Annotated in this window: 13 protein-coding genes and 1 pseudogene; all 14 read right to left on the bottom strand. The window is 28.3% G+C overall.

What is annotated here, in order from left to right:
* Positions 1 to 56: 56 nt before the first annotated feature.
* The 14 genes and pseudogenes from BN899_RS01610 to efp all read right to left on the bottom strand — a co-directional run bounded on the left by BN899_RS01610 (position 57) and on the right by efp (position 13,371).
* Positions 57 to 986 (bottom strand): DMT family transporter, encoded by a 930-nt coding sequence (locus BN899_RS01610; protein ID WP_042271985.1) that lies wholly within the window; start codon positions 984 to 986, stop codon positions 57 to 59.
* A 195-nt stretch (positions 987 to 1,181) separates the two neighbouring features.
* Positions 1,182 to 1,526 (bottom strand): 50S ribosomal protein L19, encoded by a 345-nt coding sequence (gene rplS, locus BN899_RS01605; RefSeq protein ID WP_042271981.1) that lies wholly within the window; start codon positions 1,524 to 1,526, stop codon positions 1,182 to 1,184.
* Between the two features lie 104 nt (positions 1,527 to 1,630).
* Positions 1,631 to 2,323, bottom strand: coding sequence for a tRNA (guanosine(37)-N1)-methyltransferase TrmD (gene trmD, locus BN899_RS01600; protein WP_042271978.1), 693 nt, complete (start codon positions 2,321 to 2,323; stop codon positions 1,631 to 1,633).
* Between the two features lie 8 nt (positions 2,324 to 2,331).
* Positions 2,332 to 2,847 carry a ribosome maturation factor RimM gene (rimM, locus tag BN899_RS01595; protein WP_042271975.1) on the bottom strand — a complete coding sequence of 172 codons (516 nt, stop codon included), beginning with the start codon at positions 2,845 to 2,847 and terminating at the stop codon, positions 2,332 to 2,334.
* Positions 2,848 to 2,968: 121 nt separating this feature from the next.
* The gene (locus BN899_RS01590) at positions 2,969 to 3,196 is read right to left on the bottom strand and encodes a KH domain-containing protein (RefSeq protein WP_042271972.1); all 228 of its coding nucleotides are present in this window, start codon (positions 3,194 to 3,196) and stop codon (positions 2,969 to 2,971) included.
* A gap of 23 nt (positions 3,197 to 3,219) precedes the next feature.
* A complete protein-coding gene (gene rpsP / locus BN899_RS01585; protein ID WP_042271969.1) occupies positions 3,220 to 3,486 on the bottom strand; it encodes a 30S ribosomal protein S16 in 267 nt (88 codons plus the stop codon).
* 33 nt (positions 3,487 to 3,519) lie between these two features.
* Positions 3,520 to 4,872 (bottom strand): signal recognition particle protein, encoded by a 1,353-nt coding sequence (ffh, locus tag BN899_RS01580; protein ID WP_042271967.1) that lies wholly within the window; start codon positions 4,870 to 4,872, stop codon positions 3,520 to 3,522.
* Complete coding sequence (gene ylxM, locus BN899_RS01575) at positions 4,869 to 5,237, bottom strand: YlxM family DNA-binding protein (RefSeq protein ID WP_042271964.1); 369 nt, start codon at positions 5,235 to 5,237, stop codon at positions 4,869 to 4,871. The genes ffh and ylxM overlap by 4 nt, the downstream gene beginning before the upstream one ends.
* Before the next feature lie 101 nt (positions 5,238 to 5,338).
* On the bottom strand, positions 5,339 to 6,637 hold the full coding sequence (ftsY, locus tag BN899_RS01570; protein ID WP_081712127.1) for a signal recognition particle-docking protein FtsY: 1,299 nt from the start codon (positions 6,635 to 6,637) through the stop codon (positions 5,339 to 5,341).
* Positions 6,638 to 6,670: 33 nt separating this feature from the next.
* A pseudogene (gene smc, locus BN899_RS01565) lies at positions 6,671 to 10,224 on the bottom strand (chromosome segregation protein SMC).
* A 26-nt stretch (positions 10,225 to 10,250) separates the two neighbouring features.
* A complete protein-coding gene (locus BN899_RS01560) occupies positions 10,251 to 11,321 on the bottom strand; it encodes an elongator complex protein 3 (protein WP_042271961.1) in 1,071 nt (356 codons plus the stop codon).
* Positions 11,322 to 11,354: 33 nt separating this feature from the next.
* Positions 11,355 to 12,056 carry a ribonuclease III gene (rnc, locus tag BN899_RS01555; RefSeq protein WP_042271958.1) on the bottom strand — a complete coding sequence of 234 codons (702 nt, stop codon included), beginning with the start codon at positions 12,054 to 12,056 and terminating at the stop codon, positions 11,355 to 11,357.
* Positions 12,057 to 12,304: 248 nt separating this feature from the next.
* Positions 12,305 to 12,727 (bottom strand): CD1247 N-terminal domain-containing protein, encoded by a 423-nt coding sequence (locus BN899_RS01550; RefSeq protein WP_042271955.1) that lies wholly within the window; start codon positions 12,725 to 12,727, stop codon positions 12,305 to 12,307.
* Positions 12,728 to 12,813: 86 nt separating this feature from the next.
* The gene (gene efp, locus BN899_RS01545) at positions 12,814 to 13,371 is read right to left on the bottom strand and encodes an elongation factor P (protein ID WP_042271953.1); all 558 of its coding nucleotides are present in this window, start codon (positions 13,369 to 13,371) and stop codon (positions 12,814 to 12,816) included.
* Positions 13,372 to 13,492: the final 121 nt, after the last annotated feature.

The raw sequence follows: 13,492 nt of genomic DNA, 5'->3' as shown, positions 1-13,492 counted from the left end.
ATAATTATATACTATTTATTTTTATAACTATAATCTTAAAACCATTTTCTTAACATCTATGATTTTAGCTCTATACATTGATTTTCTTCATTTGTTTGTTTCTTTCTTAATGAAACAACACATCCAGCAATTACAAGAATAGCTCCTAAGCCTTGTATTAAATTTATTTTTTCATGTAAAGTGAAATATCCAACAATTGCTGTAGAAAGTGGAACTATTAATTGTATAATATTAAAAACAACAACTCCTTGTTTTTGAAGAATATAAAAAGCCATTAACATTCCCGTTAGCATTCCATACATTCCTGCTAAACTTAATCCTGTTAACATGCCTAAAGATACAGTTTTTAATTCTATGATTTTTCCAGTATATATAGCTATAGTTAGAAATACAATACCTGATAACGTAGCTGTGGATGCACTTATTACAACTGAATGCAGCTTCTTGGAAACATTTTTTACAACTAGGTTCTGAATTGATTGAATAAAAATAGCTATAGCTAAAAATAATGCTCCCTTAAAAAAATCAGAACTTTGACCACCGGTCCCTCCATTTATAACAAAAATTAAAGATCCTATTATTGCAATTAAACTTCCTATATAAAATTTCTTTTGCTTTACTCTGTCCCTCTCATCTTTAAAAAAAATGGCTGCCATGCTAATTGCTAGTGGCATAGCTAAAATGCTAAAAATACTTCCTGTTAAAGCTGATGTATATTTTAATCCTGTTATAAAGCAATACATATTCCCAGTCATAAATGCGGCTAAAATTAACAATTTAAAAATAATTTTAGGTTCCTCTACTATCTTTTTTAATTCATCCTTAAACTTAAATAAACAAATAATAAGAATTAGAATTCCTCCTGATAAGAATCTAACTGCATTATTGTTAATAGTATCAAAGTTCATACTCATATATCGCATTATAGGAAAGCCAAACCCCATAAGTCCTATATATGATAATGCCATTTTTTGATTACTTTTCATAAATACCTCTCATTTTAGAATTTTTTTTCATATTTATTATAAATGTAACAGACTTCTACCTTTATATCAACTAAATTATTAGTTTTATGAAATTTTATTTCAATTATATTTATTATCAAATATTTTTATATTATTTTTTACATAAAAAAAGAGCTGATATAATCAGCTCTTTTAATTTATAGTAAAGTTATTTAATTATCTAGCTTGTTTTATCTTAGCAGCTTTACCTACTCTACCTCTTAAGTAAGTTAACTTCGCTCTTCTTACTTTACCTTTTCTAGTTACTTCTATCTTTTCTATTCTTGGAGAATGAACTGGGAAAGTTCTTTCTACACCAACGTTGAAAGATATTTTTCTAACAGTGAAAGTTTCTTGTATTCCTCCACCTTGTCTCTTTAAAACAAATCCTTCGAATACTTGTATTCTTTCTCTCTTACCTTCAACTATTTTAACGTGTACTCTTACTGTGTCCCCAGGTCCAAAGTTAGGTACTTCGCTCTTTAATTGTTCTTGGTTTAATGATTTTAATATTTCGTTCATTTCTAAGTCCTCCTAGTATCATAGACATTCTTAATTACCTCTTTTGTGTAAACAGAGGAATGCCCGTTTATTTTCAGCATCTAAAATTATACTATATATCTTAATTATTTACAAGCTTTTTTATACAAATCAGGTCTTCTTTCTTTAGTAATTCTAACAGATTCGTCATTTCTCCACTCTTCTATTTTTTTATGGTTTCCAGATAGTAAAACATCTGGAACTGTCATTTCCATAAACTCTCTTGGTCTTGTATAGTGTGGGTATTCTAATAAATCATTACTAAATGATTCCTCTTCAAATGACTCATCTTGATTTAAAACGCCTGATATAAGCCTTGATATAGAGTCTATTAGTATAAGTGCAGGAAGTTCTCCTCCTGTTAATACATAATCTCCTATAGATATTTCATCTGTTACTATTAAATCTATAATTCTTTGATCTATTCCTTCATAATGTCCACATAAAAGAATTACATCATCAAGCTTAGACATATCGCTCGCTATAGTTTGATTATGCGTTTTACCTTTAGGAGTTAAATATACAACTCTAGGCTCTTTTATATTATGAGTATCTATAATATGCTTATATGTATCATATATAGGCTGAGGAGTCATAACCATTCCTGCTCCTCCTCCAAATGGATAGTCATCTACTTTTTTGTGCTTATTATTAGAGAAATCTCTAATATTATATATATTAACTTCTATTATTCCTTTTTCTACAGCTCTTTTCATTATACTTTCATTCATATAAGAGTTGAAAATCTCTGGAAAAAGTGTCATTATGTGAAATCTCATAGTAACTCCTAGTCTAACATTCCCTTAATAGGGTCTATTATCATTTTTCTTTCGTTCATATCTATCGTAGGTACAAACTTCATTATAGCAGGTATCATGTACTCTTGGCCTTCAAGACCTTTTACGACATAAACATCATTTGCTGAATATTGTAATACATCATCTAGTTTACCTACTAAGTTTCCTTCAACTGTATATACATCTATACCTATCATATCAGATATAAAGTATTCATCTTCTTCTAACTCTCTACCATTTTCTCTAGATACATACATAAATTTATTTTTTAATTTTTCTGCCATTTCTACTGTATCTATATTTTTTATCTTCATTATTACCATATTACCTTTATATCTTACTCTTTCAACTTCCCAAGTAGCATTTAGGTCTTTTCCTAGGTAAAATTCTTTTAAATCATCAAATCTATTTATATCATCTGTAAAAGGATAAACTCTTACTTCTCCTTTTAAGCCTTGAGTATTAACTATTTGTCCAACTTTAAAATGTGTTAACTTCTCCATCAGTATGTCTCCTTAGTTAAAATTCGCTCAGATTGAACAATATGTAGCTCAATTTTAGCGTCAAAAAATATTTTATCTATAATTATACTATAAACAAAAAGGACTAGGTATATACCTAATCCTTTTATACTATCTCAAGAGAAACTTTAACTTTTTCTCTATTTGCAGCAGATTTTACGACAGTTCTTATAGCTTTAGCTATTCTGCCTTGCTTTCCGATAACCTTCCCCATATCATCTTGAGAAACTTTAAGTTTTAAGATTATTTCATCATTTTCTTTAGTCTCTTCAACTACTACAGATTCAGGATCATCGACTAGAGCCTTCGCTATATCTAACACTAGCTCTTTCATATACTCATCTCCTAATTAAATTATTATTTTTTAGAAGCTTCGAATTTTTCCATTACTCCGTTGTTAACTAATAAAGTTTTAACAGTATCAGTTGGTTGAGCACCATTTGATAACCACTTTACAGCTTTCTCGTCGTTTATTTTAACTTGCTTTGGTTGAGAAACTGGATTGTAGAATCCTATTTCTTCTATGAATTTTCCATCTCTTGGAGATCTTGAATCAGCTACTACTATTCTGTAGAAAGGCTTCTTGTTTGATCCCATTCTTTTTAATCTTATTTTAACTGCCATTACAGTCACCTCCGAAATTTTTTTGTCTATTATTTATTTAAAGAAAGGAAGTCCGGCAAAACCGCCCCTTTTCTTCATACTTTTTTGTGAGCCTGTAAACATCTTCATCATTTTCTTCATCTCGTTGAATTGTTTTATCAGCCTGTTTACATCTTGAACACTACATCCACTACCTCTAGCTATTCTTTTCTTTCTAGAAGCATTTAATATACTTGGATTTCTTCTTTCTTCTACTGTCATAGATTGTACAATGGCTTTAGTCCTTTTCATTTCTTTACCATTTAAATCTACATCACCAAGTTGGTCTTTGATATTTCCCATACCAGGCATCATACCTAGTATTTTATCAAGAGGACCCATATTTTGGATTTGTTCCATTTGTTGTAGGAAATCTTCAAAATCAAGATCTTGTTTCTTAATTTTTTGTTCTAATTCCCTAGCTTTATCTAAGTCCATATTTTCTTGAGCTTTTTCTATTAAGCTTAGAATATCTCCCATACCTAATATTCTAGATGCCATTCTATCTGGATGGAATGGTTCTAAATCATCTAGCTTTTCACCCATACCTATAAACTTTATAGGTTTTTGTGTTACAGCTCTTATTGAAAGTGCTGCCCCACCTCTTGTATCTCCATCTAGTTTAGTAAGTATTACTCCGTCAACACCAAGAGCTTCATTGAAGCTTTCAGCAACATTTACTGCATCTTGACCTGTCATTGAGTCTACAACTAAAAGTATTTCATGAGGTTTAACTTCTGATTTTATAGATTTTAACTCATCCATTAAAGTTTCATCTATATGAAGTCTACCTGCTGTATCTATAATAACTAAGTCATTATTGTATTTAATCGCATGACTTAATCCTGCTTTAGCTATATTTATCGGACTTTCCTTGTCACCCATGTTGAATACTGGTATATCTAATTTTTCTCCAACAACTTGTAACTGCTTTATAGCGGCTGGTCTATAAACGTCACATGCAACAAGTAATGGTCTTTTACCTTGTTTTTTAAAGTATGCTCCAAGCTTACCTGATGTTGTAGTTTTCCCTGCCCCTTGAAGACCAACCATCATTATAACTGTTGGTGGCTTAGGAGATATCATGACTTTACTTGCTACATCACCCATTAAGCTAATTAGCTCTTCATTAACTATTTTAATTACATGTTGTGCAGGAGTTAAACTTTCCATAACTTCTTGTCCAACACATCTTTCTTGAACTTTCTTTATAAAATCTTTAACTACTTTAAAGTTAACGTCTGCTTCTAAAAGAGCAAGCTTAACTTCTCTCATAGCATCCTTTACATCTTTTTCAGTAAGTTTTCCTTTAGACTTTAACTTACCAAGTGCTCCTTGTAGTTTATCAGATAATCCTTCAAATATCATTTTAACATCTCCCTACATACATCTTCTATATTTTCTAGCTTAGGGATTAAATTAGCACAATCTCTATTTTGCAATAAATCTTGTTTAATGTCAACAATTTTATCTACGATAATTTTGACGAATTTTTCCTGCTCTTGAATTTTATATACTAATTGTAATTTTGATTCATAATCTTTTAGTATTTTCTCTGAACGCTTTAATGTATCATATACACCTTGTCTTGATACATTTAAGTTTTCACTAATTTCACCTAAAGAATAATCTTCTTCATAGTATAAAGATACTATTTCTCTTTGCTTATCAGTTAATAACTCTTTATATTGTTCAAATAATAATCCAATTTCAACCATTTTTTCTATATTCATCGCTACACTTCCCAGTGATATACTGTAAAGGTTATTTACTTTACACATTGTATTTTATATCATATAGACAATCTTGTCAACATTTAATTTTTAAAAGCTAATTACTTCCCAAACAAAGCATCAGAAAATGCTTTTGCATCAAAATCTTGTAAATCTTCTACACTTTCTCCTACTCCTATAAGCTTAACTGGAACATCTACTTCACTCTTAACTGCAAGAACTACTCCACCTTTTGCTGTTCCATCAAGTTTAGTTAAAACTATACCTGTTATATCTGCAACTTCTTTAAATGTTTTAGCTTGAGATACTGCATTTTGACCTGTTGTAGCATCTACTACAAGTAAAACTTCTCTTTTAGCTTCTGGGAACTCTCTATCTACTATTTTAAATACTTTTCCAAGTTCGTTCATAAGATTAGTCTTATTATGTAATCTTCCTGCTGTATCACAAATTAATAAGTCAACATTTCTAGCTTTTGCAGCTTTTATAGCATCAAATATTACTGCTCCTGGATCTGCTCCTTCTTGATGCTTTATTATATCTACATTACTTCTTCCTGCCCAAACTTCTAACTGTTCTATGGCTGCTGCTCTAAATGTATCTCCTGCTGCTAATAAAACTTTCTTACCTTCTCTTTTATATCTGTTTGCTAATTTTCCTATTGTAGTTGTCTTACCAACTCCATTTACACCTACCATAAGTATTATAGTTGGAGAGTTTGTAACATCTAATGTAGAGTTTTCGTTAGTTAATATTTCTTCTACTACATTTTTTAGTTCTTCTCTTACATCCATTGGGTTTGTAATACCTTTTGACTTTATTTTATCTCTTAGGGAATCTATTATGTCCATAGTAGTGTTTACACCAACGTCAGCAGTTATTAGTATTTCTTCTAATTCTTCTAATAATTCTTCATCTACTTTTGTATATGATTTTAATACATCATCTATTCTATCAGTTATCCCTTGTTTAGCTTTAGTTAAACCTTGTTTTAATCTATCAAATAAGTTTACTTTCTTTTCTTTTGGTTCTTCTACTATTTCTAGTTCTTCTTTTTCAGATACCTCTTCTTCTATTTTTTCTTCATTAATAGCTTCAATTGTATCTAATATATCTAATTCTTTAGTAACATCCATTTCTTCTACTGCTATTTCTTCATTTAAAGTTTCTTTTTCTTCTTCTATACTTTCCGGTTCAATTACTTCCTCTTCATAAGTTATTTCAGTTTCATTAAGTTCAGTATCTGCTTCTTCTTTTAAATCTATTTTTTCTTCTTTAGTATCATTTTCTTCATTACTAGTTTGAGGTTGTTCATCTTCATTAGTTACAACTTCTACTTCTTTTACTTCTTCTTGTTTTTCTTCTTTTTTCTTTCCAAAGTTAAATAATTTTTTTAACACTTATTTTCCTCCTAATAGATTTACTATTATGTTTTATATAACATCAGTCATTTCTTGAGCTTCTTTAAGCTTTAGACTTAATACTTTCGAAATTGCTTTTTCTTGCATTGTTACACCATATATATAATCAGATGCTTCCATTGTACCTCTTCTATGAGTCACAGATATAAACTGAGTATCTTTAGCTAGTTCTTTTAAAAACTCTCCAAATCTATATATATTTGCATCATCTAATGGTGCCTCTATCTCATCTAATATACAAAACGGAGTTGGCTTAGCTAAAAGTATTGAGAATAATATACTTATTGCAGTAAGTGCCTTTTCTCCACCTGATAATAGATTTAGATTTTTCATTTTCTTTCCTGGCGGTTGTGCAGTTATTTCTATATCACTTTCTAATATATTTTCTTTATCTATAATAGTAAGTTCTCCATAACCTCCACCAAATAGTCTTTTGTACACATATTTAAAGTTTTCATTAATCTCATTAAACTTAACTTCAAATTCTGACTTCATATTTTCTTCTAAGTCAGATATTAATATTTCTATTGCCTCTATAGACTGTTCTAAGTCTTGTTTTTGTTCACTATAGAAATCATATCTTTCTTTAACTTCTTCATACTCTTTAATAGAATCTATATTTACATTACCTAAATTTCTTATTTCTCTTTTTAGGCTTTCAAGTAATTTTTTATCTATTTCTATGCTCTCGTCTTTAATTTCTTTAGCCTGAACTACAGTCATCTCATATTTTTCAAATAATTTATTTATATAAGTTTCTTGACTTGATTTAAGCCTTTCAAGCCTTCCTTGAACTTTAAATAAACTTTCTTTTAACTCTATATATGTTCTATCTGTAGATTTAAGCTCTTTATTTAATTCTTCTAACTTATTTTTTAAACCTTCTTTAGAAAGTTTTTTATTCTCTAAACTTCTATTATTATCAGATAGCTGTTTATTTAAGCTTACTTTTTCAGTTTCTTCAATAACTATCTCTTCTTCTAATTTAGAAGTTTCTTTTTCTCCTTGTTTTAGAGACTCATCTAAATTTTTAGACTTTTCTTCAAGCTCTTTATCTTCATTATTAATTCTTTGTATATCATTTATCAAAGATTCATGTATTTGCTTGTATTTTACTAACTCTAAGTTTAGTTCATCATATTTAAGTTTATCATTTTCATATAAACCACTTGCTTCCTTATGTTCTTTACTTAGTATTTCTATTTTTTCTTTATGTTCTCTATGCTTATTGTCTATATCTAGTATTTCAGCTTTAACTAATTCTGATTTTTCTAATGTATAGTTTAAGTTAGAATCTAATCCGCTTTTTTCTTTTTCTAATTTATCTATGCTCATTTGTAATGAACTTTTTTCTGCATCTACTCTATTTATATTAGAGTTTTCTATTATTATAGATTTATCAAGTTCTTTTATATTCTTTTCCAAATCAAGTGCTTTTTCTTTAGTTATAGTTATAGCTTTTATGCATTCTTCTTTTTTGTTATTTAATGATAAAATATCTTTTTTTACTAATTCTATCTTTTCACTATATTCATTTATAAGTCTTCTTCTAGATAATATATTCCCATTAGTTCTAAAACTTCCTCCAGTTAAAGATCCACCTGGATTTAATATTTCGCCATCTAAAGTTACAACCTTAAACTTATGACCTGTTTCTTTAGCAAATTTTATACCGTCGTCTATAGTACTTATTATAATAGTTCTTCCCAGTATACTTTCAAATATATTTCTATACTTTTCATCAAATGATATTAAGTCACTGGCAACCCCTATAAATTTAGTACTACATCTTATATTCCTAACATCTATTTTATTTGATTTAATAATATTTAAAGGTAAAAACGTAACTCTTCCTAAATTATTTTTCTTTAAATAACTTATAGCAAATTTAGCGCTATTTTCATTGTCAGTTATTATATTTTGCATATACGCACCTAATGCTGACTCTATAGCTTTTTCATATTTTGATTCTACGTTTACAACTTGTCCTAACGCTCCATGTATACCTTGTAAACTTTTATTTTTAAGAACTTCTTTTACACCTTTATTAAATCCTTCATTATGATTTTCCATTTCAACATAAATATTAAGCTTTGAATTATAATCATTTAAGTTATATTTATTGTTTTGGATTTTTCTATCTAAATCATTATTATTTTGAATTAGGTTGTTTAGTTCTTTATTTACATCTTCATTTTTAATTTTTAAGCTTTTTAATTCTTCATTTTTAGCTTTAAATAAAGATTCTAACTTGTTTAATTCTTCATTTTTATTTTTTAAACTAAGGTTTATTTCATTTATATCTAAATCAATATTTTTAGTTCTAGAATTTATATTTTCTGTATTTGCAACTAATGTTGATAATTTACTAGTTGATTCTTGCCTTTTATTTAAAAGATTTATTATATCATCTTTTAAATTTTCAATATTAGTTCCTATATCTTCAAGTTTATTTTTCTTATCGCTATTTTTTTCTTCTATAAGCTTTATATCTTCTCTCAAAGCTTTTATTTTTCTTCTTTTTTAGTTTGTTTTTCTTTTAGTTCGTTTATAAATAATTTATTATTGCTTAATTTTTCTTTTATATCACTTATTTCTCTAGATTTTCTTTCTATCTCATTTTTGCAGTTTTTTATTCTTTCGTTAATAAGATTTACTTGAGCATCTTTTTGAGATATTACTGACTTTATTGTATTAATATACTCTTGAGATTTATTGATACTTTCATCTATCTCTTCGATTTCTTTATTAGTTTCATTAAAACTTTTTTCTATTAAAGACTTTTGCTTATCAACTTCGCTAGATTCTTTTTCTAATAAATCACTATGTTTAGTTATTTCATTTAATTCTCTTTCTAATTCTTCTATTTCTTTTACGTAGCTATTAACCTCTATAGTTTTTAGTTTTTCACTAAGATCTATATATTTTTTAGCTTTTTCTTGTTGACTAAAAAGAGGCTTAAGTTGATTTTCAATCTCTACATATATATCATTTATTCTTTCTAAATTTTCTTTTGTATTTTTTAGGTTTCTTTCCGCTTCTTGCTTTTTATATCTAAATTTAGATATTCCACAAGCTTCATCAAATACTTTTCTTCTATTTACAGGGTTATTACTAAGTATCTCATCTACCTTACCTTGTTCTATTATAGAGTATCCATCTTTCCCTATACCTGTATCTAGTAGTATTTCTTTTATATCTTTTAACCTACAACTTTTATTATTTAAGAAAAACTCACTTTCTCCATTTCTATAAGCTCTTCTTTTTATAGTTACTTCACTAAAGTCTAACTCTAATTTATTATCTTCATTGTCAATAGTAAGTGCAACTTCACAGTAATTCATAGGTTTTTTTGTATCTGTTCCTGCAAAAATTACATCTTCTAACTTGTCTCCTCTAAGACTTTTTATACTTTGTTCACCTAATACCCATCTAACAGCATCAGAAATATTACTTTTACCACTACCATTTGGTCCTACTATTGAAGTTATACCTTCTTTAAATATAATGTCTGTTTTTATAGGAAAGGATTTAAATCCTTTTAATTCTAATCGTTTTAAATACAATTTTTTCTCCCCCTTCAATGATAAAACTAAAGGTTGTAAATATTATATAATCTTTTGTAAATGTCTTTCATATCAACGTTTATATTCTTTTGATTATCTAGTACAATTTCTAATCTATCTATATCAATATCTTCTTCCTGTGTTTTTAAAGTTATACCTAATTCATTTTTCATATATAAACTATTACATTTTTTATTTCCTATTATCTTAGATACATTTTTTTTATTAGTTTTTACTACTATACTATCTACTGTTTTAAAATCTATTACAACAGATTTTAAATAGTCTTTTATCATTTCACCTTCAACTAATTCTCTAAAAGCTGGATGATATGGACCATCAACTATAGCTTTTCCTAATTGTATATCATCAGTTGCTTGTAATCCAACTCTTATTACATTTATATTATTAACATAATACATAGCTAATAGTTTCTTAACTATTTGTATACTTTCATCTAAAGTAAATGGATTATACTCTTTTTTAGATAGTAAGTTTTCAAGTCCTGTTTCTTTTACTACTAATGTAGGATATATTCTAACACAATCAGGGGCAAGCTTGATAAATTCTCTAGCTGTCTTTATACATTTTTCTTCCGTATCAGATGGAAGACCTACCATCATTTGTAGTCCTAATTGTATACCATTATCTTTTATTAATTTTGCGCTTTCAAATACTTCATCTGTGTGATGACCCCTTATACTCTCTCTTAGGACATCTTCATCTAAAGATTGTACACCTAGTTCTATTATACTTGTCTTATATTCTTTTAACATAGTTAATATATCTTGGCTTATGCAATCCGGTCTTGTAGACATTCTTATATCTTGAACAACACCTTTATCTACGTATTCTTTTGCTACTGATAATAAACTCTTTTGTATATCTTCATCTATAGCTGTAAAACTACCTCCAAAAAATGCTATTTCAACACTTGCATCTTTATCTATAGTAGTTAAATATTCTTCAACAATATTTCTTACATCATCACTTGTCATATCTGTGCTTACGCCCGTTATCTTTTTTTGATTGCAAAATATACAGTCGTGAGGACAGCCTCTATGAGGTACAAATATAGGAATTATTCTTTTTTTCATGTAGTATTATCCTCTTTCTGTATTTTATAAATTCTATATTATTCTTTTTAATGCTACTCTTGCAGCAAGTTGCTCTGCTTCTTTTTTACTTTTTCCTTCGCCTGTTCCTAAAACATCTTCATTGCTTCCTACTTGCATAACAAATCTCTTGTTATGGTCTGGCCCCTTTTCGTCTACTAATTTATACCATATATTACTCTCACCTCTACCTTGTAATACTTCTTGAAGATGAGTCTTATAATCTCTGAATATTTTACCTTTTCTAGAGTCGCAGATTATATTTTCCATATATTTTAAAATAAATGTTCTAGCACTATCTATTCCGCCATCTAGGTATATAGCTGCTATTACCGCTTCAAATGCATCTGCTAATATTGATATTCTTTGTCTACCACCAGTAGCTTCTTCGCCTTTTCCTAATAGTATATGCTCTCCTAGGTTTATTTCATTAGCCACTTCACTTAGAGATTCCTCACAAACTATATTCGCTCTTAGCTTAGTAAGTTCTCCTTCAGGCAAATCTTTTTCTTTCTTAAATAAATAGTCACTTACAACTACACTAAGTACAGAGTCTCCTAAGAATTCTAATCTTTCATTAAAATCATAATTTTTATTTTCATTAGAATAAGAACTATGAGTAAGTGCTTCAAGTATATATTCTTTATTTTCAAATTTATAATCTATAATATCTTCGAATTTATCTATATTTTCTAATATTTTTTTATTTAATTTCATACTACTACCTCCGAGTTAATTCTCTCTAGATTATAGTGTACTATTTTTCTAGAAGTATTGCAAAATAAAATATGTATTTAGTCGGTTTTTATATAATAAACAAAAATTCGCTTTGCTCATGTCGCCGACACAGTCGCTCAAGTTTATATGTTGAGATTATAACTTATCTATAAACCAGATAACCTATAATCTCTTAGTAAACAAAAAGCCTATGAGATATATCCCATAGGCCTTTTATTTATTTGATTTTATTCATGATCATCACAATCATCACATATACATTCATCATCTTCTGATGATAGTATAATAGCTTGACAGTTTGGACAAACAATGTCTATTTCATCATCATATAAAAGTTCTTCATCTATTTCTACTAAATCAGAACAACTTGGGCATTCCATTTCTATAAAGCTAAGTTCATTATCATCATCTTCATCTTCTTCGCCATCTTCATAGATATCATCTTCTATATCAGCTAAATCTTCATCTATAGACTCTACATACTCTACAAGATCAGCCTGTTCTTCTTCTAGTTCTACTATAGCATCAGCAAAACTTTCTAAAGTCTCTACTATTTTATGTATGATCTTACCTTCTTTTGTTTCATTACTTATTTCTAATCCTTCTGCTAATCCTTTTAGATATGCAACTTCTTCATATAAGTATTTCATGAGTAGCCCTCTCTTTCTTTATTATATAATTAAAAGCCCGTACATCTTTATTATTAAGATATACAAGCTTTTATATACATTAATTCTTAAACTCTTGATAAATAATCTCCAGTTCTAGTATCTATTTTAACTTTGTCTCCTTGGTTTATGAATAAAGGCACTTGAACAACAGCTCCTGTTTCAACTGTAGCAGCTTTTGTTACGTTACTTGCAGTATCTCCCTTTATTCCTGGCTCAGTTTCAACAACTTCTAATTCTGCAAAGTTTGGAGCTTCAACTTGGAAAGCTTGCCCTTGGTAGAATCTTATTGTAGCAACTTCATTTTCTTTTAAGAATTTTATAGCATCTTCAACTTTTTCATAATCTAGAGGCACTTGATCAAATGTCTCTTCATCCATGAAGTAGTATAATTCTCCGTCATTGTATAAGTATTGCATTTGTCTTGTTTCTATATGAGCTTTAGGGAATTTATCACTTGGGTTAAAAGCTTCCTCTCTTATTGCTCCAGTTTTTAAGTTTTTGTATTTAGTTCTAACAAACGCTGCACCTTTTCCTGGTTTAACGTGTTGGAAATCAACTATTAAACATGGTTGTCCATCCTTTTCGAATGTAACACCTTTTCTAAAATCACTTGCTGATACCATTTTTGTCCCTCCATATCAAGTTTATTTTCGATGATACTAATAATTAAGTTTATTTCTTTATTATTATAATCAAAACTTTAATTTTAATCTTAGGCAAATAATTCAATCAATTTGTATATCT

The organism is Faecalimicrobium dakarense (assembly GCF_000499525.1).
Classification (GTDB): domain Bacteria; phylum Bacillota; class Clostridia; order Peptostreptococcales; family Peptostreptococcaceae; genus Faecalimicrobium; species Faecalimicrobium dakarense.
Note: the sequence above shows the minus strand (reverse complement) of the source record. Positions and strands in the feature narration are given on the sequence as shown.